The sequence below is a fragment of the Dactylosporangium sp. NPDC006015 genome, assembly GCF_040614215.1.
GTDB classification, from domain to species: domain Bacteria; phylum Actinomycetota; class Actinomycetes; order Mycobacteriales; family Micromonosporaceae; genus Dactylosporangium; species Dactylosporangium maewongense.
In genome coordinates this window covers 604,295-622,608 of sequence record NZ_JBEXUD010000001.1, presented here as the reverse complement: position 1 = coordinate 622,608, position 18,314 = coordinate 604,295, and the positions used below count along the sequence as shown (strand labels likewise).

The following is an 18,314-nucleotide window of genomic DNA, read 5'->3' as shown; positions in this document are numbered from 1 at the left end:
TCCTAGGGGGCGGGGAGAGTGGCGGCTCTCCCTGCCCCCGTCTTATTTCATCCGCTGTCCATTGTTTGAGATGCGCGTCCACGCTCTAGGACAAGCGCGTACCGTGGGCAGGTCCGAGGAAAGGGGCACAGTGGTGGCGAAGATCGCGGTCGTGGCCGGGGACGGCATCGGGACCGAAGTGGTGGCGCAGGCGCTCAAGGTCCTGCGGGTCATCCTTCCGGACGTCGAGACGACCGACTATGACCTCGGCGCCGCCCGCTACCACCGCACCGGCGAGGTGCTGCCCGACAGCGTCCTGGAGGAGCTGCGCGGCCACGACGCCATCCTGCTCGGCGCCGTCGGCGACCCGACCGTCCCGCCGGGCGTGCTGGAGCGCGGCCTGCTGCTGAAGCTGCGGTTCGACTTCGACCAGTACGTGAACCTGCGCCCGTCGCGCCTGTGGCCCGGCACCACCAGCCCGCTCGCCGGCGTGAAGCCCGGCGAGATCGACCTCGTGGTCGTCCGCGAGGGCACCGAGGGCCTGTACGTCGGGGCCGGCGGCAACCTGCACCCGGGCACGCCCGCCGAGGTCGCCACCGAGGAGAGCCTCAACACCCGCCACGGCGTCGAGCGGGTCATCCGCGACGCGTTCGCCCGGGCCGCGAAGCGTGAGCGGCGCAAGGTGACCCTGGTGCACAAGACCAACGTGCTCACCCACGCCGGCGGCCTGTGGGCCCGCACGTTCAACGCGGTGAAGGCCGAGTTCCCGGACATCGAGACCGAGTACCAGCACGTCGACGCCGCCGCCATGTTCCTGGTGAGCAACCCGCAGCGCTACGACGTCGTCGTCACCGACAACCTCTTCGGCGACATCCTCACCGACATCGCGGCCGCCGTCACGGGCGGTATCGGCCTCGCGGCCAGCGGCTCGATCAACCCCGAGCGCGCCTTCCCGTCGATGTTCGAGCCGGTCCACGGCTCCGCGCCGGACATCGCCGGCAAGGGCATCGCCGACCCGTCCGCCGCCGTGCTGTCCACGGCGCTGCTGCTGGACCACCTCGGCCACCCCGACGCGGCCGCCAAGGTCACGTCCGCGGTCGGCGCCGAGGTCGCCGCCCGGACGCCCGGCTCGGCGCTGTCCACGGACGCGATCGGCGACCGGCTGGCCGCCGCGGTCGCCTGACCCTCCGTGCAGTTGAACGACCGTTCGGGGTAAGTTGCAGACACGACGCGCAACTGGAGGCACGCCATGAACGGCGGGGAAACGCTCGACTTCGAGATCCGTCCCAACCCGGCGCCGGTCAGCGCCGCGGAGCGGTCCGCGCTGCTCACCAACCCCGGCTTCGGGCGGATCTTCACCGACCACATGGTCACGGTGCGCTATGCCGAGGGCAAGGGCTGGTATGACGCCCGCGTCGAGGCCCGCGCGCCGATCCCCATGGACCCGGCGACCGCCGTCCTGCACTACGCGCAGGAGATCTTCGAGGGGCTGAAGGCCTACCGCGCGGCCGACGGCGGCGTCACGCTCTTCCGCCCCGACGCCAACGCCGGCCGCTTCCAGCAGTCGGCGGCCCGCATGGCCATGGCGCCCGTGCCGCAGCAGCTGTTCCTGGACGCGCTCAGCGAGCTGATCCGGGTCGACCGCGACTGGGTCCCCTCCGACCCCGAGGGCAGCCTCTACCTGCGCCCGTTCCAGTACGCGAGCGAGGTCTTCCTCGGCGTCAAGCCCTCCTCCGAGTACCTGTTCCTGGTCATCGCCTCCCCGGTCGGCAGCTACTTCAAGGGCGGCGTCAAGCCCGTCAGCGTCTGGGTCTCCCGCGACTACACGCGCGCCGCCCCGGGCGGCACCGGCGCGGCCAAGTGCGGCGGCAACTACGCCGCCAGCCTCGTCGCCCAGGCGGAGGCCATCGAGCACGGCTGCGACCAGGTCGTCTTCCTCGACGCCGTCGAGCAGCACTACGTCGACGAGCTCGGCGGCATGAACGTGTTCTACGTCTTCGACGACGGCAGCCTGCTCACGCCGCCGCTGACCGGCACGATCCTGCCCGGCATCACCCGCGAGTCCGTGCTGCGGCTCGCCGCCGATCAGGGCATGACCGTCCGCGAGGAGCCGTACTCGTACGAGCAGTGGCAGGCCGACGCGCGCAGCGGCCGCCTGCGGGAGGCCTTCGCCTGCGGGACCGCCGCCGTCATCACCCCGATCGGCGTCGTGCGTGACCGCGACGGCGAGTTCACGATCGCCGACGGCACCGCGGGCAAGGTCACGATGGACCTGCGGGAGAGCCTGGTCGGCATCCAGCGCGGCACCGCCGCGGACCCGCACGGCTGGGTGCACCGCGTCCTGTAGCACCCGCGTGTTACGGGCGTTCGTACTGTCGGGCTTCTGTCAGGCGCTCTTGGGCTTGCCGGCCGAGCTTCGTCACGCTGACCAGCGGCCCAGGTTGGACGTCCGCCCGTAGCTGGGGCGGACGCCGCGTGGGGTCGGCCGCTCGTACGCCAGCAGCAACGCCTCCTCGGCGAGCTGCGCGTCCGGGCACGGCCAGAACGCCTTGCATTCGCAGAAGTTGTCGGTCCGCGGCTTGTGCGCGTCGTGCAGCGCCCGCGCGACGCGCCACAGCATCGGATCAGCGCAGCCGAACGGAGGCTCGAGCGGCGGCTCACCCCCCGCCTCGCCACCGGACCCCGGCGGAACACCCTCGTCGATCATTTTCTGTCGCCCCCAGGCTCCATGTCCCACCGCCGCCGGCCCGCGTTCCGGCGACTGCTGCCGAAACGGTAACCGCCGATCCCGCCCCGGCGCAGACACGCTGTGCGCAACTTGCACGACCGGGCGACACCGTCCCCTTGCGCTACCGGGTCCGACCAGGACAAACACCCCACGGCCCGACCAAAACCCCACCCGAACCGGCAGCCCACAACAACCCGAAAAGTGTCATACCTCGGCGATAGGTTCGATGCCATCGGGGGCGCTCTCACGGGAGGCGGTGGTTGCTGTCCGCGTGCGGGTTCGCAACCAGTGCTGTCCCACTCTGATTGCCGACTCGCGCGTGTGGTCCTGGTACCCCGCGGGGCGATCGTGGCCGTGGTCGCCGTGATCGAAGTCGCGTGGTGGCTGTCCGGGCGGAGTGGGTCGTCCTTCGATCATGGTGATGATCGGCTCTTGCAGTCAACGTCGGTGCCGTGGTCGCGGTGATGCTTCCCGGCCGCCGTTCTCGCAGGGTCCTGCGTTGTTGGGGCGTCGTTCGGTGCTTCCACACCGTCGTTGGCGTTCACAACCGACCCACATCACACCGACCGGCGACGCCGCACCTGCTGTCATTGATGTGCGATCAGTGCGCTCAGCGTGGTCGCCGGAGCTGTGTGGCTGGTTGCCTGGGGCGAACCTGGGCGGAATGCAGAGTACGGGTGCCGGAGCCGCCACTCCGACACCCGTACAAGAGGAAAGCCCCTAGACGGAAGCTGCCTCTGCATCGAGGGTCACGGCCAACGCGTGAACTACCGCGGCGACGCGCAGACCCTCGTCGACCACTTCGCGGGACACCCCTGCACCGCGAAGTGATCTTTCGTGCGATTCCAGGCACACCCCGCACCCGGTGATCGCGGATACTGCTATGGACCACAGCTCGGTGTCGACCGTGCCGACGCCGGGCCAGGTGGTCACCTGGCGGCGCAACCGCGCCGGCAGGTGCTGGTACGCCTCGTCACCGATGAGGTGCTTGGCGCGGAAATATACGTTGTGGACGGCCATGCGCGCGGCGACCGCCTTAGCTGCTTCAACAGCCTCAGGCTTCAGATGATTCCCGGCCTCGGCGAGGATCGAGCGGAACACGAAGGCGCTCCGTGTGGTCATCGCGCAGGAGAGCGCGGTGCCCCACAGCTGCTGCTTGGTGAGCAGCGTGCCGGCGAGGGCGGCGTCGAGGTTCAGCTCGACGTCCTTCGCATACGACGGCAGCGCGGCCTTCAGTGCCTCGATCGACATCAGACCGACGGCCTACCCGGACGGGCCTCACCAACGGTGAGCACGGGAACCTCCTTGGTGCGTTCGCTTGACTGGCTCCAACCTTGACCGACGCTCGTTACGGGGACATGACGAACAGGGTGAATCGTGAAGCAGATCACCTGGGTTCTCAGAATTCGGAATCACATGCCACGGATCGCGCGGTCGTGGCAAGCTACCCAACGTGACTCGGCTCATTATTGGCCCTTAGCGCGACCAGCATCCCCTCGCTGGCCGCGCAGACCTCTCGCATTCGCGAGGGGTCTTTTTGTTGGTCCACCCGCCGGTAGCCGCCAGGGCCGCCCAGGGCCGCCCAGAAGCCAGATCCCCAAGCCCAAAGCCAGGAGAAGACCATGCAGGTGTACGACACCACGCTGCGCGACGGGGCCCAGCGCGAGGCGATCAGCTACTCAGTCGTCGACAAGCTGGCGGTCGCCCGGCTGCTCGACGAGTTCGGCGTCGGGTTCATCGAGGGCGGCTGGCCGGGAGCGATGCCGAAGGACACGGAGTTCTTCCGGAGAGCCAGGACCGAGCTGGACCTCAAGCACGCGGTGTTCGTCGCGTTCGGGGCCACCCGCAAGGCCGGCGTCCGGGTGCAGGACGACCAGCAGGTGCGGGCGCTGCTCGACGCGGAGACGCCGGCCGTGACCCTGGTCGCCAAGTCCGACCTGCGGCACGTGGAGCGGGCCCTGCGCACCACGGCGGAAGAGAACCTGGCGATGGTCCACGACACCGTCGCGTACCTGGTGGCCGAGGGGCGGCGGGTGTTCCTGGACCTGGAGCACTTCTTCGACGGGTACACCTTCGACCCGGAGTACACCGCGAAGGTCGCCGCGACCGCGCTCGCCGCCGGCGCGGAGAAGGCGGTCATGTGCGACACGAACGGCGGGATGCTGCCGTCGCTGATCACCAGGGCGATCGGCGAGGTCAAGGGCAGGCTCTCGGTCACGCTCGGGATCTCCGAGGCCGAGGCGGTCGACCGGCTCGGCATCCACTGCCAGAACGACACCTCGTGCGCGGTCGCCAACACGGTCGCCGCCGTCGAGGCGGGCGTCCCGCACTTCCAGTGCACCGCGAACGGCTACGGCGAGCGGCCCGGCAACGCCGACCTCTTCGCCGTCGTCGGCAACCTCCAGCTGAAGCTCGGCATGCCGGTCCTACCGGACGGGTGCGTCGAGCAGATGGTGCGCGTCTCGCACGCCATCGCAGAGATCGCAAACATCGCACCCGACACCCACCAGGCTTATGTCGGGTCGTCAGCGTTCGCTCACAAGGCGGGCCTGCACGCGAGCGCGATCAAAGTGGATCCCGTGCTCTACAACCACATCGACCCGGTCGTCGTGGGCAATGACATGCGGATCCTTGTCACCGAGATGGCCGGACGGGCCAGCATCGAGCTCAAGGCACGCGAGCTCGGCGTCGACCTGTCCGGTCATCCGGAGGCGCTGTCGCGGGTCACGACCCGCGTGAAGGACCTGGAGGCGCGGGGCTGGTCGTTCGAGGCCGCCGACGCGTCGTTCGAGCTGCTGGCCCGCGCCGAGCTCGCCGACGGTGCGGTGCCGAAGCCGTTCGCGCTGGAGTCGTACCGCGTCATCGTCGAGCACCGCGAGGACGGCGCCGTGGTGTCGGAGGCGACGGTGAAGGTCCGCGTCCGGGGTGAGCGGATCATCGCGACGGCGGAGGGCAACGGCCCGGTCAACGCCCTCGACGAGGCGCTGCGGGTGGCGCTGACCCGGCACTACCCCGAGCTGTCGCGCTTCGAGCTGGCCGACTACAAGGTCCGCATCCTCGAGGGCAGCCACGGCACGGGTGCCGTCACGCGGGTGCTGGTCGAGACGCGCTCGACGGGGGAGGACTGGACGACCGTCGGCGTCCACGAGAACGTCGTGGAGGCGAGCTGGACCGCGCTGGTCGACGCCCTGAGCTACGGCCTGTCCCGCCAGGTGCGGGTGTAGCTGACCCGAAGGGTGGGGCCGTCAGCGGCCCCACCCGTCACGGGCACTTGTTCTGCCGGAAGGCGGTCAGTGATGCTGCGTCCGGCTCGAACTTCCACTGGCCGTTCTGATACTTGATGGTGTTGGTGCCGCTCGCCGCGGCCCCGCTCGCCGGCGTCCGCGTCCACTTGACCGTGGCGGTGGACTCGTCGACCGGTGTCACGCCGGTGACCAGGTAGTCGCCCTGCAGCCCGGTGCAGGTCGAGACCAGGTCGACGTAGGCGTCCTTGTTGATGGCCGACTGCGCGGTGTCGGTCCAGAGCTCCCAGGCTCCGGCCCAGTCGCCGGATGACAGGTTTTCGAACACCTGCTCCGCCGTGACCTGCGCGGTCTGTTGGTCCTGCGGCTGTGCGGTCACCTCTACCGTCGGACGGTCGGCGGACGGTGACTCGCCCGAGTCATCCTTCTTGTCCGAGCAGCCCGCAAGGACGCTCGTCAGCACAACCGGCGCAATGACGGCGAGCGCGATGCCGCGGAAGGTTCGTGTCACCCATCTGCTCCAACGTGGTTCTGTCGGGGCGTTCCGCCCGATCCGTACGTGAAGGTACTCCCGGCCAACGAACCGCGTATAGCCGGAGGTACGCGCGAGTGATCTTTCGGGCGCCATTCGGCATGATCGGACAGGTCAGGCGTCGGCCTTTGGGAGCACCAGCTCGGCGAAGACGGCCTTGTGGTCGGTCCCCGCGATCTTGTGGATCACGACCTTCCGCACCCCGACGCGCTCATCGGTCAGCACGTGGTCGAGCGTCACGCCCGGGATGAACCACCGATCGTCGTAGGGCCACGACGTGTCGAGCCCGGCGCCGACGACGTCCGCGGCGTCGTGGTAGCCCTTCTCGAGCACATCGCGGAACGCCTCGTGGTCGAGCGTCGCGTTGAAGTCGCCGATGAGCAGGTTGACCGGTCCCGTCGGTGTCGCGGCCGGCTGCGCGGCCAGATCCGACACCCAGCAGGAGTCCCGGGAGCCGTCCGACGGGGCGCACGGGTGCACCGACTCGACGTGCAGCTCGAGGGCGCCCGGGACCCGTACACCCGCCTGCGCCTGACCGAAGTCGGACGTGAACCGCCGGTATCCCTTGTCGGTGAGCGGGAAGCGGCTGTAGACGGCCGAGCCGCTCACGCCGGGGCGCGGGTAGGACACCGCGTTGGGCAGCAGCTGCTCCAGGCCGGCCCGGCGCAGCGCGGTGCGCGCCTCGTCGGTGTACTCCTGCACGGCGAGCAGGTCGACGGAGCCCGCGCGCACGAGGCCGACGATGCGGTCGGGGTCGGCGCGGCCGATGAGCATGTTGACGCTCATGACCCGCAGCGTCGGCCCCTCGGTCGTGCCCGCGTCGCCGTCGGAGATCCAGCGGGGCAGCACGCACGCCGCGAACGCGACGGTCACCACCGCCGCCGCGACCGCCGGCCAGATCCGCTTCGTCAGCAGGGCGATCGCCAGCGGTACCAGCGAAACAACCGCGACATAAGGGGTGAACGCGATCAGCTGGACCGTCGGGAAGCCACTTTCCAGGCCGAACACCCGTGCCGTCGCCCACGCCGCGAAGGGCGCGATGAGCAGCCACAGCAGCACGGTCAGCCACGGCCGCCGCCGCCGGGAGATCTCGGCGGCGGGCGCGAACTCCTCGGTGCTGACCATTCCGCCAGGGTAGGCGAGGCGCGCCAGCCGGCCCGGTCCCTGCTGAGAATCTTCACAGAACCCACCGGCGGCCTATTACGCTGCGCAGGTGTATCCGGTCATCGTGCGGCTCGGCCCGGTCGCGATCCTGACCCACGACGTGTGCGTGGCGGCCGGCATCGCGGTCGCGGCGCTGGTCTTCCTGTGGGAGGTCCGCCGCCGCCGGGCGCAGGACGACCGGCTCTGGTACGTGCTGGCCGGCGCGCTCGTCGGCGGCGCGCTCTTCGCCCGGCTCGGCACATGGGCGCAGCACCTCGACCCGCGGGACAACGCGTCGCTGCTGGAGCAGTGGGCGTACGGCAACCGCAGCATCCTGTCCGGCCTCGTCGGCGCGTACGTCGGCGCGATCGTGGCCAAGAAGGTGTCCGGCTACCCGTGGCGGACCGGCGACCTCTTCGCCCCCGCCGTCGCGGCCGGGATGGCGGTCGGCCGCGTCGGCTGCCTGCTCGCCGAGCCGCCCGGCACCCCGACCGGCCTGCCGTGGGGCATCACGCTCGACGCGGCGCAGGCCGAGGCGATGCACACGCCCGCCGGCGTGCCGCTGCACCCGTCCTTCGCGTACGAGATCCTCTTCCACGCCGTCGCGTTCGGCGCGCTGCTCGCGCTGCGCCGGAAGGTGACCGCGCCGGGCGCGCTGTTCAAAATCTATCTGGCCGCTTACGCCGCGTTCCGTTTCATGGTGGAGTTCGTGCGGGGCAACGAGGTGGTGTGGGCCGGCCTGACCCGGCCGCAGCTGTTCCTCCTGGCCTGCCTGCCGCTCATCGTGGCGGGCATCATCAAGGATCTGGTGCGACAGAAGGAAACGGTGGCCGCATGAATCCGAACTGGACGGTGCCGACGCCGCCACCGGACGGGGAACGCCCGATCCGCGGCAGGAAGGTCGCCGCGGGGCTCGGCATCGCCGCCGCCGCGCAGGTCCTCGTCATCATCATCGGCGTGGTCGTGACGATCGCCTTCGGCGCGTCGGACAACAGCCAGAACGCGCTGCTCGGCGTCTACCTGGAGATGCTGCTGCAGGTGGTGCTGTTCGTCGCGTGCCTGGTGGTCGGCATCGTCTGGATCGTGCGCCGCGACCGGGGCCTCGGCATCGGCATCCTCATCGGCTGGGCGGTCAGCGTCATCGTCTTCCCCATCGCGGGGATCGGCGTCTGCCTCGCCATCGTCTCCGCGAACTCGGGGACAGCATGAGCGCCGGCATGCAGCTTCGGGGGGACCGGATCCACCGGTACGTCAACGCCTTCTGCCCGCAGTGCCACGACGAGTGCCCCGACCGTCCACTGGAGACGGTGCAGCGGCTGTCGGGCTGGCTCGCCGAGCGCGACGGCCGGATCTGGCTGGAGCGCGGCTGCCCCTCGCACGGTCTCGTCCGCACGCTGTACGACGAGTCGCCGGAAATCCTCCGGTACCTGGAGCAGTGGACCGCCCCGACGAAGTCGCACGTGCCGGACCTCGCCGGGAACTTCGCGCCAGTGCCGTCGGCGTACCTCGCCGGCCTGCCGGAGATGCAGACCCAGCACACCTGCATCCTGCTCGCCGACCTCACCGACAGCTGCAACCTGCGCTGCCCCACCTGCTTCACCGACTCCTCCCCGGCGATCGAGGGCGTCGTGCCGCTCGCCGAGGTCCTGGCCAGCGTCGACACGAAGCTTTCCCGGGAGAACGGGCGCATCGACGTGCTCATGCTGTCCGGCGGCGAGCCCACGCTGTACCCGCAGCTGGCCGAGCTGCTGCGGGAGGTGTCCGCCCGCAACGTCGTGCGGATCCTCATCAACTCCAACGGCGTGAAGATCGCCCGCGACGACGCGCTGCTGGACCTGCTCACCGAGCACCGCGAGCGGGTCGAGGTCTATCTCCAGTACGACGGCGTCTCCGAGCGCGCCGCCCGCCACCACCGCGGCGCCGACCTGCGCCGCCTCAAGGACCAGGCGGTCGACCGGCTCTCCTCCCGCGGCATCTTCACCACCCTCACCATGACGTGCGCCCTCGGCGTCAACGACGACGAGATCGGCGCCGTCGTGAAGCGCGCGCTCGACACCCCGTACGTCGGCGGCGTCTCCCTGCAGCCGCAGTTCGGGTCCGGTCGTTCGGGTGCGATCGACCCTCTCGACCGTCTCACCCACACCGGCGTCCTGGCCCGCCTCGGCCCGCAGACCGGCGACCAGGTCACCTGGCGCGACCTGACCGCCCTGCCCTGCTCGCACCCGCACTGCTGCTCCGTGGGGTACCTGCTGCGCGACGACGCGGGGGAGTGGCAGTCGATGACCAAGCTCATCGGCCACGACCGCCTCCTGACGTTCCTGGACCTCTCCCCGGACCTCGTCGCCAACCGCATCGCCGACGTCCAGCTGCCGCTGGCGCTGCGGACCGCCGTCAAGGACTCGCTGCTGGGCCTGCTGTCCGAGCAGTCCTCGCTGTCCCACCCCGACGTCGGCTCGCTCTGGCGCGACATCTGCGAGAACTGCGACCTCGGCATCTCGACCCTCACCACGCTGGTCTCCTCGTCCCTGCCCGGCGGCCGCAACCGCCTGCGCAAGATGCTCGGCGAACGCGTCAAACGCATCACGGTCAAGCCCTTCATGGACATGCACACGATGATCGAGGAGCGCCTCCTGCAGTGCTGCGTGCACGTCGCCACCGTCGCCGCCGCCGCTGACGGCTCCCCGGCCCACCAGTGCGCCCCGTTCTGCGCCGTCCAGGCCTGGCCTGCCCTCTCCGCCCAACGCCTGCCCAGGGCGCTGTGACGACCCCGCCCGCGCAGCCCTACGATCCGCTGCGCCTCTGCGTCTACGCGACGATCGCCGCCCTCGCGTGGCTCCTGGGCCCGGTCGCGCTGCTCGGCTTCGCCCTGCTCGGCTTCTTCGGCTACCTCCGCGCCCGCCGCCAGGGCCTGACCCGCTCCAAGTGCGTCCTGCGCGACACCCGCCTGGTCCTGACCTACCTGGCCGCCCTGACCCTGGCCGCCACCGCCGGCATCACCTGGAACGTCTACACCTGGCTCACCTGACCACACCGCTGGGCCTCGCGAGCCACTGCCTGGCGGCGGTCCGCCGTTCCTCGGTCCGCTCGCGCTTCGCCAGCCGGTCCTCCGCGGAGCGCCGCAACGCCGCAGCGGTCCACGGGCGCGGCACGACCAGCACGGTGGAGACGAACTGGTACCAGCCGGAGGCGAGCAGGAGCGCCCCGTCCTTGGAGTGCATGACGAACGCCGGCGTGCGGGCCCCGTGTCCGAGGACGAGCTCCTCCCCGCCACGGCCGAACACGTCCCACTCGGGCGCGAGCCGGACCTCGAACCACTGTGGATCCTCGAAGTCTCCGGGCCCGGTCCGGACCGACAGCAGGAACGTCCCGTCCGCGTCGAACAGGCCGAACTCACGTGCCATCGAGTGCCACATCTCGTTGCCGCGCACCACGTAGTCGGGATCGTCGTTGTCCACGGTCCGATCGACCCGGGTAGTCGTCGCATCGCAGCCGAACGCCTCCCACGCGACGTCCGGCGGCGTCACCGCGCCGTCGGACAACGGCCACGCACGGAGCACCTGGATGCCGGCATGTGCCAGCCGGGTGATCCGCTGCTCCAGGCTTACAGCTGGACTCGGCACGGGCTACTGGTCCACGGTGTGGGGCAGGGCGGTGTCGCAGTGGGTGATGAGGGCGGCGCGTAGGGGGGTGGCGCGGTCGGACAGGTCGCGTTGGCGGCGGGTGTACTCGGCGCGGCCCTCGGGGGTTTCGATCGGGACCGGGGGGTAGCCGAGGGCGGCCAGGTCGTATGGGCTGGCCTGCATGTCGAGGGTGCGGATGTCGGCGGCCAGTTCGAAGCAGTCGGCGATCAGTTCGCCGGGGGTCAGCGGGCTGAGCTTGTAGGACCACTTGTACAGGTCCATGTTGGCGTGCAGGCAGCCTGGCTGCTCGTTGGCGAGCTGGGTTTCGCGGGTCGGTTGCAGGAGGTTCAGCGACCGGGCGGGGGCGGTGTAGAAGCGGAAGGCGTCGAAGTGGCTGCAGCGGATGCGGCTCGCCTCGACGACGGCGTCGGTGCCGGTGGGGCCGAGGCGCAGCGGCCAGGCGTTGTGGCGGAGCTCGTCCTGCGTCTGGCGGTAGACCATCGCCCACTCGTGCAGGCCGAAGCAGCCCAGGTGCGGGGGTCTGGCCGCGGTCGCCACGAGCAGGTCCCGGACCCAGGCGACGGTCTCCGGCCGGCGGTGCGGGGCGCCGCCCGGACGCCACTGGCGCAGCTGCGCGGGCCGGAACGAGTAGTACGTGAACAGGAAGTCGAGCACCGGGTGCTTCTCGCCGCGGCGGCGGCGCTCCAGGTGCGGCACGATCCACTGGTCGACCCGTGCCTCGTGGGCGGCCCTGCGGGCGTCGTCTGAGAGCACGCGACAAGCTTAGGTTGTACCGTCACACGCATGCGCAAGCTCGGTGCACTGCTCGTCGCGACCACGGCCTGCACATTGCTGCTCGCGGGGTGTGGTGGCGAGCCGAAGGAGCGGGGCGAGCCGGCGGCGCCGAGCTCGTCCACGGCGGGAAGCGCCTCCACGGGGGCGCCGGCGCTGGCGCTCGGGAAGCCGACGAGCGTCAAGGTCGCCGTGGGCGCGGGGGTGAACGGGGCGCCGTTCGACGTGGCGCGCAACGTGACGATGCCGGCGGGGTGGAGCGCGTCGGTCTACGCGCGGGTCGAGAAGGCCAGGTTCCTGGCGGTCACGCCGAGCGGTGACCTGCTGGTGTCCCAGCCCGCGCAGGGCAAGGTCCGCGTGGTGCGGGGCGGGAAGGTCACCGAGTTCGCGTCCGGGCTCAACCGGCCGCACGACATGGTGTTCGCCGAGGTCGGCGGGGCGACGTGGCTGTTCGTGGCCGAGGCGGACCAGATCGTGCGCTACCCGTACCAGAGCGGGGACCTCAAGGCGCACGACGGCCAGGTGGTCGTCGACGGGCTGCCCGACACCAGCACACCGGAGCTGCGCGGCAACTACGCGCACGTGCTGAAGAACATCGCGGTGAAGGACGGCAAGCTGTACGTGTCGATCGCCTCCACCTGCAACGCGTGCGTCGAGGACACCGTCAGCGACCCGCAGCGCGCCGCGATCTACACGTTCGACGCCGCGGGGAAGAACGCGGGCAAGCACCTGCTGGCGCGCGGCATCCGCAACGCCGAGGGGCTGGCGTTCCGGCCCGGCACCGACGAGCTGTGGGCCGTGGTCAACAACCGCGACAACACGCTCGTCCCCGACGACCGTGACGTCGACGGCGACGGCAAGTCCGACAAGGGCAAGCGGATGAGCCAGTTCGTCGACCAGTACCCGGTCGAGGAGCTCATCAAGGTCCGCGACGGCGGCTTCTACGGCTGGCCGTTCTGCAACCCCAACAGCGACAACGGCACCCACAACCTGCCGTTCCACCGCGACTACGAGCTCAACCGCGACGGCCAGAAGGCCGACTGCGCCAAGGCCGATCCGATCGACCTCGGCCTGCCCGCGCACACCGCGCCGCTGGGCCTGACCTTCGTGCCGGCCCTCGAGGGCGCCGTCGTGCCGCTGCACGGCTCGTGGAACAGCACGAAGCCCGTCGGCTACAAGGTCGTCTTCGTCCCGTGGACCACCGGCGGCCCCGGCGACCCGGTCGACCTCCTCAGCGGCCTCGTCGACACGAAGGCCGGCAAGCCCTGGCTCCGCCCGGTGGACGCCGCCCTCGACGCCGACGGCTCCATCCTCGTCAGCGACGATTTCGCCGGTACGATCCTGCGCCTCACCCCGCCGAAGTAGACCCGATCCTCGCGGGGGTGCCGTCGGCGAGCAGGAACGCGACGCCGACGGGTCCATTGTGGACCGTGACGGCGCCGTCGGCGGAGACGGAGACGTCCAGCAGGCCGTCGGCGACCTTCAGCCCTCTGACGCGGAACGCGCCGACCGGCGACGGGGTGAGCGGGTCGAACGTGACTCGGCCGGCGGGGATGTCGACGTCCAGGCCCAGCAGCGCCACCAGCAGCGCGGGCCCCGCGGCGGCGGCCCAGGCCTGCGGGCGGCACGCCGCCGGGTACGGCGTCGCGGCGTCGTCACCGCCGTACAACTCGGGCAGCCGGGAATCGAAGCGCCCGGCGGCGTCGAGGAGGGCGCCCACCAGCGCCGCCGCCTCCTTGCGGTGGCCGTCGCGGGCCAGGCCGAGCAGCGCGATCGCGGTGTCGTGCGGCCAGACCGAGCCGGCGTGGTAGGAGCCGGGGTCGTAGCCGGCCGAGGACTGGGCGAGGGTCCGCAGCCCGAACGGGGAGCGCAGGCGGGTCAGCCAGCCGGCGACCGCGGCGCTCTCGGCGGGTGACAGCAGGCCGGTGCCGAGCAGGTGGCCCATGTTCGACGCCACCGCGTCGACCTGCTCGCCGGTGCCGGTGACGGCGAGCGCCGGATAACCGCCCGGGCACCAGAACGCGGCCCGGAACCGGTCCGCGAGGTCGGCCGCCGCCGAACGCCACCGCTCGGCGCCCGGGCGGCCGAAGGCGTCGAGCAGGCCGGCGCCTTCGCGGAACGCCTGGTACGCGTACGCCTGGACCTCGCACAACGCCAAGGTCCCGCTCGCGACGCGCCCGTCGGCGAACTGGATGCCGTCCGCGGAGTCCTTCCAGCCCTGGTGGGTGAGGCCGGCGCCGGTGGTGCGGTAGGTGACGAGGCCACCGTGCCCGGCGAGCCACGCGAGGGCGGCCTCCGCGGCGGGCAGCAGGGCCTCCACGGCGTCGGGGCGCATGCCCCAGCGGTACGCGTCGGCGAGGGTGCAGACGAAGAGCGCGGTCGCGTCGACGGTGCCGTAATAGACCGGCGGCAGTCGGTGCGCGGCGTCCTCGCGCCGGATCTCGTGCGGGATCCGGCCGGGCTCTTCTTCGGTTTCGCCGGTGTACGAGGTGTCGTGGCGGCTCGACGAGCCTTGCTGCGCCGAGGTGTCCTGCCGGCCCGAAGAGCCTTGCTGCGCCGAGGTGTCCTGCCGGCCCGAGGTGCCTTGTTGCGCCGAATCGTCGTGGGGGGTCGCGGTGCCTTGGTGGGCGGCGAGGGTCCGTAGTGTGCCGGCGGCGACGTCGGTCCCCAGCGGCAGTGCGAGCCGCGCCGACCAGAGCGCGTCCCGGCCGAACAGCGTCAGGTACCACGGGCTGCCGGCGCTGTAGTACAGGTCGCCGCGGCGCAGCGCGTCGAGGTCCTGGACGCCGGTGCGCACCAGCGCGTCGAGCCGGGCGTCGCCGGCCGCGACCCGCAGCGTGCTGAACCGCTTGGCCCGCGGGATCGGCGGGACGTCGGTGCGGGTGAAGCGCAGCTCGACCGTCCACTGTGCCCCGGGCGCCAGCGTGACGGTCCATCGCAACGCGTCGCCGGCCTCATCGGGCGCCGGCGTGGCGTCGAGGCGGACCGACATGCCGTCCCCGGACCGCGCCTCGGCGAGCAGCGGCACGATGTCCACTGTGGAGCCGTCGCGGACCGCACCGGTGGTGGCGAAGTCCGTCGCGGCCGCCACCGCCAGCGTGACCACCCGCGGCTCGCCGGCCTTGTTGGCCAGCGAGATGGTCTCGGTGCCACCCAGCGGCTCGGCCAGCCGGTTACGTGCGATGGCGAGGTTTCCCCGTACATCCGCGAAAACCGCTGAAGCAGCACCGGTGCGACGCACGTCCCGCGCCGCCACGGCCACGCCGTCGACCGTGACCTCCAGCCGGGCGAGCACCCGGCGGTCCTCGACGTACAGCCCGTCGGCGCCGCCGGTGAGCTGACCGGACGGCCCTGACAACCACGTCGCCGGAGCGGCCACACAGGTCACGTGTGCGTGCAGGTCGTGATTCGCCACACGTCGCACGGTACGTTAGCCGCGTGAGCAGCGATGCGAGACCGGGTTGGCTGCGGCGCACCGAGGCCGAGCAGCGGTGGCCCGCCGCGCTCGCGATCGCCGTCGCGGTGGCCGTGCACCTGCTGCTGCCGGCCGACCTGGCGCCCCGCCCGCGCTGGCTGCTGCCGGGCCTGGAGGCGGCCCTGCTGATCAGCGTCGTCGTGGTCAACCCGCTGCGGATCAACCGTGAGACCCGCATCCTGCGGCCGCTGAGCATCGGCCTGGCCGCGTTGCTCGGCGTCGCGACCGCGTGGTCGGCGGCGCTGCTCGTGCGGGCGCTGTTCGGGCAGGGGCACATCGCGCCGTCGCACCTGCTGCTGTGGGCCGCCGCGATCTGGCTGACGAACGTCATCGTGTTCGCCCTCTGGTTCTGGGAAGGCGACCGCGGCGGCCCGGCGGCGCGCGCCGAGGGGACCAACCCGCACCCCGACTTCCTCTTCGCCCAGATGACCGCCGGCGACCTCGTGCCCCGCGACTGGGAGCCGGGGTTCTTCGACTACTTCTACCTGTCGTTCACCAACGCCACCGCGTTCAGCCCGACCGACACCCTGCCGATGTCCACCTGGGCCAAGGCCGGCATGCTCGTCGAGTCCGCCGTCTCGCTCGCCACCGTCCTGCTCGTCGTGGCCCGCGCGGTGAACGTGATCGGCTGAGGCCCGTCTCAGGCCCGTCTCAGGTCTTCGTGGTCGGCTGAGGCCCGTCTCAGGTCCTCTCACCCTCGCCACAGCAACACTCGAATACCTTCCGCTGCAGCTACAACGGGAGGCACACCATGATCGAGGCTGTCGGCCTCACCAAACGCTACGGCGACCGCGTCGCCGTCGACCAGCTGTCGTTCACCGTGCGGCCGGGCCAGGTCACCGGGTTCCTCGGCCCGAACGGCGCAGGCAAGTCCACCACCATGCGGATGATCCTCGGGCTCGACGCCCCCACCAGCGGCCGGGTCACCATCGACGGCCGCCCGTTCGGCCGCCTCAACAACCCGATGCTCGAGGTCGGCGCGCTGCTGGACGCCAAGGCGATCCACGGTGGGCGCAGCGCGTACCACCACCTCCTCTGCCTCGCGCAGACCAACAACATCCCGCGCCGCCGCGTCGACGAGGTCCTGGAGATCGTCGGGCTCACCGCCGTCGCGCGGAAGCGGTCGAAGGGCTTCTCGCTCGGCATGGGCCAGCGGCTCGGCATCGCCACGGCCCTGCTCGGCGACCCGCGCATCCTCATGTTCGACGAGCCCGTGAACGGCCTGGACCCCGAGGGCATCCTCTGGATCCGCAACCTCATGAAGTCCCTCGCCGCCGAGGGCCGCACCGTCTTCGTCTCGTCGCACCTGATGAGCGAGATGTCGCTGACCGCCGACCACCTGCTCGTCATCGGCCGCGGCAGGCTGATCGCCGACTGCACGGTCCAGGAGTTCATCGAGCAGAACTCGGTCCTGGCCACCCGCGTGCGCACGCCCGACGTGTCGACGTTGGCGGCGTTGGTACGAGCGGCCGGCGCCACCGCCGTCGCCGAGCCCGACGGTTCGCTGCTCGTCACGGAGCTGCCGATGCGCGACATCGGCGACCTGGCCTTCGCGCACGGCCTGCGGCTGCACGAGCTGGCGCCCCTGCAGGCGTCGCTGGAGCAGGCGTTCATGGAGCTCACCAAGGACAGCGTCGAATACCGGGGGACCCGATGACGACTTTGACGGCCCGCCGCGCCGGCTTCGACGGCCTGCTGCGCTCCGAGTGGACGAAGCTGCGCACCGTCCGCTCCACCACCTGGTCCCTGGTGGCGATGGCCGCCATCTCCGTCGGCCTGATGTCGCTCATCGCCTGGCTCCTCATGCGCCAGTGGCCGCAGTTCTCGCCGCAGGACCAGGCCGCCCTGGCCGCCGAACCCCTCCAGATCATCATCGACCAGCCCGTCTTCATCTCCCAGCTCATCGTCGCCGTCCTGGGCGTCATGGTCGTCTCCGCCGAGTACACCACCGGCATGATCCGCTCCACCCTCCAGTCCCAGCCCCGCCGCCTGCTGGTCCTGTCCGCGAAGGTCCTCGTCTTCGCGCTCCTCATGTTCGCCGTCGGCGAGCTCCTGAGCTTCGCCGCCTTCTTCACCGGCCGCTGGATCATGTCCGACCACATCCCGGTCGCCCTCTCCGACCCGGGCATCACCAGATCCGTCTTCGGCGCCGGCCTCTACCTGACGGTGCTGGGCCTCTTCGCCCTCGCCTTCGGCGCCATCATCCGCCACACCGCGGGCGCCATCACCGGCGTGCTCGGCCTGATCCTCGTCGTCTCCAACCTGACCGCCCTGCTCCCCGGCACGTGGGGCGCCCACATCCACGCCTGGATGCCCACCAACGCGGGCCAGCTCATCTACAAGCCGACCCTGCCCCCGGACCCGCTGCTGACCCAGTGGCAGGGCCTGGCCGTCTTCGCCGGCTGGACCGCCCTGCTCCTGCTCGTCGCCGCCTACCTGTTCAAGAAGCGCGACGCCTGACCCCACCCACGAACCCTCGGGCCCCGCTCGGCTGCCCCGCCCCGCCCCGCCGCCGCTGGACCGGCCGGGGCGGGGCACCCCGGTTGAGCGGGCCGGCCCGCCTCCGCGGTCTGGCCCCAGCGGCACGAGCCCCCGCGCTTTCCGAGCGCCCCCGCACGGCGTGCTTTGTCGTCCCTCGGGCGCCGCGCGGCGTTGGTCGGCGATCCCCGACGGGCTCGGCCGCCCGGTGGGGCTGATTCCACCGGCCCACAGCGCCCTCCAGCGACGCCGTCTATGGGTGCATGGTCCGTTGGCGTGGCGTTCAGGTTCTGCCCGGCGCCGAGTGCCGCCCCTGTGCGGTGTC

18 protein-coding genes are annotated in these 18,314 nt (G+C 71.2%); 11 read left to right on the top strand and 7 right to left on the bottom strand.

Going from position 1 to position 18,314, the window contains the following annotated elements; translation table 11 throughout:
• Positions 1 to 133: 133 nt before the first annotated feature.
• Positions 134 to 1,162, top strand: a complete 1,029-nt coding sequence (locus ABZ321_RS02860; protein WP_344508113.1) for a 3-isopropylmalate dehydrogenase — start codon at positions 134 to 136, stop codon at positions 1,160 to 1,162.
• A 66-nt stretch (positions 1,163 to 1,228) separates the two neighbouring features.
• Positions 1,229 to 2,326 (top strand): branched-chain amino acid aminotransferase, encoded by a 1,098-nt coding sequence (locus tag ABZ321_RS02855; protein WP_354888860.1) that lies wholly within the window; start codon positions 1,229 to 1,231, stop codon positions 2,324 to 2,326.
• Positions 2,327 to 2,398: 72 nt separating this feature from the next.
• Here the strand turns inward: ABZ321_RS02855 and ABZ321_RS02850 are convergent, their stop codons facing one another.
• Positions 2,399 to 2,599: a hypothetical protein gene (locus ABZ321_RS02850; RefSeq protein ID WP_344508109.1), complete on the bottom strand. Its 201-nt coding sequence runs from the start codon at positions 2,597 to 2,599 to the stop codon at positions 2,399 to 2,401.
• A gap of 828 nt (positions 2,600 to 3,427) precedes the next feature.
• Entirely contained in the window at positions 3,428 to 3,958 is a 531-nt protein-coding gene (locus tag ABZ321_RS02845) for a carboxymuconolactone decarboxylase family protein (RefSeq protein ID WP_344508107.1), read from the bottom strand.
• A gap of 371 nt (positions 3,959 to 4,329) precedes the next feature.
• On the opposite strand from ABZ321_RS02845, the gene cimA reads away from it, so the two are divergent.
• Positions 4,330 to 5,931 (top strand): citramalate synthase, encoded by a 1,602-nt coding sequence (gene cimA / locus ABZ321_RS02840; RefSeq protein ID WP_354888856.1) that lies wholly within the window; start codon positions 4,330 to 4,332, stop codon positions 5,929 to 5,931.
• A 37-nt stretch (positions 5,932 to 5,968) separates the two neighbouring features.
• Here the strand turns inward: cimA and ABZ321_RS02835 are convergent, their stop codons facing one another.
• Positions 5,969 to 6,460, bottom strand: a complete 492-nt coding sequence (locus ABZ321_RS02835) for a hypothetical protein (protein WP_344508103.1) — start codon at positions 6,458 to 6,460, stop codon at positions 5,969 to 5,971.
• Between the two features lie 135 nt (positions 6,461 to 6,595).
• Positions 6,596 to 7,606 carry an endonuclease/exonuclease/phosphatase family protein gene (locus ABZ321_RS02830; RefSeq protein WP_344508101.1) on the bottom strand — a complete coding sequence of 337 codons (1,011 nt, stop codon included), beginning with the start codon at positions 7,604 to 7,606 and terminating at the stop codon, positions 6,596 to 6,598.
• 88 nt (positions 7,607 to 7,694) lie between these two features.
• Here ABZ321_RS02830 and ABZ321_RS02825 point away from each other — a divergent pair, with 88 nt between their 5' ends.
• From ABZ321_RS02825 to ABZ321_RS02810, 4 genes are read left to right on the top strand one after another with little or no spacing between them, the layout of a single operon-like run.
• Positions 7,695 to 8,462, top strand: coding sequence for a prolipoprotein diacylglyceryl transferase family protein (locus tag ABZ321_RS02825; protein ID WP_344508099.1), 768 nt, complete (start codon positions 7,695 to 7,697; stop codon positions 8,460 to 8,462).
• Positions 8,459 to 8,833 (top strand): hypothetical protein, encoded by a 375-nt coding sequence (locus tag ABZ321_RS02820; RefSeq protein WP_344508098.1) that lies wholly within the window; start codon positions 8,459 to 8,461, stop codon positions 8,831 to 8,833. Before ABZ321_RS02825 ends, ABZ321_RS02820 begins: the two co-directional genes overlap by 4 nt.
• An 8-nt stretch (positions 8,834 to 8,841) precedes the next feature.
• Positions 8,842 to 10,386, top strand: coding sequence for a radical SAM protein (locus tag ABZ321_RS02815; RefSeq protein WP_354888851.1), 1,545 nt, complete (start codon positions 8,842 to 8,844; stop codon positions 10,384 to 10,386).
• Positions 10,383 to 10,649, top strand: coding sequence for a hypothetical protein (locus tag ABZ321_RS02810; RefSeq protein WP_344508095.1), 267 nt, complete (start codon positions 10,383 to 10,385; stop codon positions 10,647 to 10,649). Before ABZ321_RS02815 ends, ABZ321_RS02810 begins: the two co-directional genes overlap by 4 nt.
• Here ABZ321_RS02810 and ABZ321_RS02805 read toward each other — a convergent pair.
• The gene (locus ABZ321_RS02805; RefSeq protein WP_354888848.1) at positions 10,642 to 11,244 is read right to left on the bottom strand and encodes a hypothetical protein; all 603 of its coding nucleotides are present in this window, start codon (positions 11,242 to 11,244) and stop codon (positions 10,642 to 10,644) included. The genes ABZ321_RS02810 and ABZ321_RS02805 overlap by 8 nt on opposite strands.
• Positions 11,245 to 11,247: 3 nt before the next feature.
• Positions 11,248 to 12,018 (bottom strand): 3-methyladenine DNA glycosylase, encoded by a 771-nt coding sequence (locus ABZ321_RS02800; protein ID WP_344508081.1) that lies wholly within the window; start codon positions 12,016 to 12,018, stop codon positions 11,248 to 11,250.
• A gap of 30 nt (positions 12,019 to 12,048) precedes the next feature.
• Between ABZ321_RS02800 and ABZ321_RS02795 the strand changes: the two genes are divergently transcribed.
• A complete protein-coding gene (locus tag ABZ321_RS02795) occupies positions 12,049 to 13,401 on the top strand; it encodes a gluconolaconase (RefSeq protein ID WP_344508079.1) in 1,353 nt (450 codons plus the stop codon).
• Here ABZ321_RS02795 and ABZ321_RS02790 read toward each other — a convergent pair.
• Positions 13,385 to 15,451, bottom strand: coding sequence for a glycogen debranching N-terminal domain-containing protein (locus tag ABZ321_RS02790; RefSeq protein WP_354888844.1), 2,067 nt, complete (start codon positions 15,449 to 15,451; stop codon positions 13,385 to 13,387). The genes ABZ321_RS02795 and ABZ321_RS02790 overlap by 17 nt on opposite strands.
• Positions 15,452 to 15,474: 23 nt before the next feature.
• Between ABZ321_RS02790 and ABZ321_RS02785 the strand changes: the two genes are divergently transcribed.
• The 3 genes from ABZ321_RS02785 (at position 15,475) to ABZ321_RS02775 (ending at position 17,971) form a co-directional block, all read left to right on the top strand.
• Positions 15,475 to 16,143 (top strand): hypothetical protein, encoded by a 669-nt coding sequence (locus ABZ321_RS02785; protein WP_354888841.1) that lies wholly within the window; start codon positions 15,475 to 15,477, stop codon positions 16,141 to 16,143.
• Between the two features lie 119 nt (positions 16,144 to 16,262).
• Positions 16,263 to 17,168 carry an ATP-binding cassette domain-containing protein gene (locus ABZ321_RS02780; RefSeq protein ID WP_344508071.1) on the top strand — a complete coding sequence of 302 codons (906 nt, stop codon included), beginning with the start codon at positions 16,263 to 16,265 and terminating at the stop codon, positions 17,166 to 17,168.
• Positions 17,165 to 17,971, top strand: a complete 807-nt coding sequence (locus ABZ321_RS02775) for an ABC transporter permease (protein ID WP_344508069.1) — start codon at positions 17,165 to 17,167, stop codon at positions 17,969 to 17,971. Before ABZ321_RS02780 ends, ABZ321_RS02775 begins: the two co-directional genes overlap by 4 nt.
• Positions 17,972 to 18,314 lie beyond the last annotated feature (343 nt).

Excerpts from the sequence above, each read along its gene's own strand:
- ABZ321_RS02855 (WP_354888860.1), top strand. The coding sequence starts at position 1,229 with ATGAACGGCGGGGAAACGCTCGACTTCGAGATCCGTCCCAACCCGGCG.
- ABZ321_RS02850 (WP_344508109.1), bottom strand. The coding sequence starts at position 2,599 with ATGCTGTGGCGCGTCGCGCGGGCGCTGCACGACGCGCACAAGCCGCGG.
- ABZ321_RS02845 (WP_344508107.1), bottom strand. The coding sequence starts at position 3,958 with ATGTCGATCGAGGCACTGAAGGCCGCGCTGCCGTCGTATGCGAAGGAC.
- cimA (WP_354888856.1), top strand. The coding sequence starts at position 4,330 with ATGCAGGTGTACGACACCACGCTGCGCGACGGGGCCCAGCGCGAGGCG.
- ABZ321_RS02830 (WP_344508101.1), bottom strand. The coding sequence starts at position 7,606 with ATGGTCAGCACCGAGGAGTTCGCGCCCGCCGCCGAGATCTCCCGGCGG.
- ABZ321_RS02820 (WP_344508098.1), top strand. The coding sequence starts at position 8,459 with ATGAATCCGAACTGGACGGTGCCGACGCCGCCACCGGACGGGGAACGC.
- ABZ321_RS02815 (WP_354888851.1), top strand. The coding sequence starts at position 8,842 with ATGCAGCTTCGGGGGGACCGGATCCACCGGTACGTCAACGCCTTCTGC.
- ABZ321_RS02795 (WP_344508079.1), top strand. The coding sequence starts at position 12,049 with ATGCGCAAGCTCGGTGCACTGCTCGTCGCGACCACGGCCTGCACATTG.
- ABZ321_RS02780 (WP_344508071.1), top strand. The coding sequence starts at position 16,263 with ATGATCGAGGCTGTCGGCCTCACCAAACGCTACGGCGACCGCGTCGCC.
- ABZ321_RS02775 (WP_344508069.1), top strand. The coding sequence starts at position 17,165 with ATGACGACTTTGACGGCCCGCCGCGCCGGCTTCGACGGCCTGCTGCGC.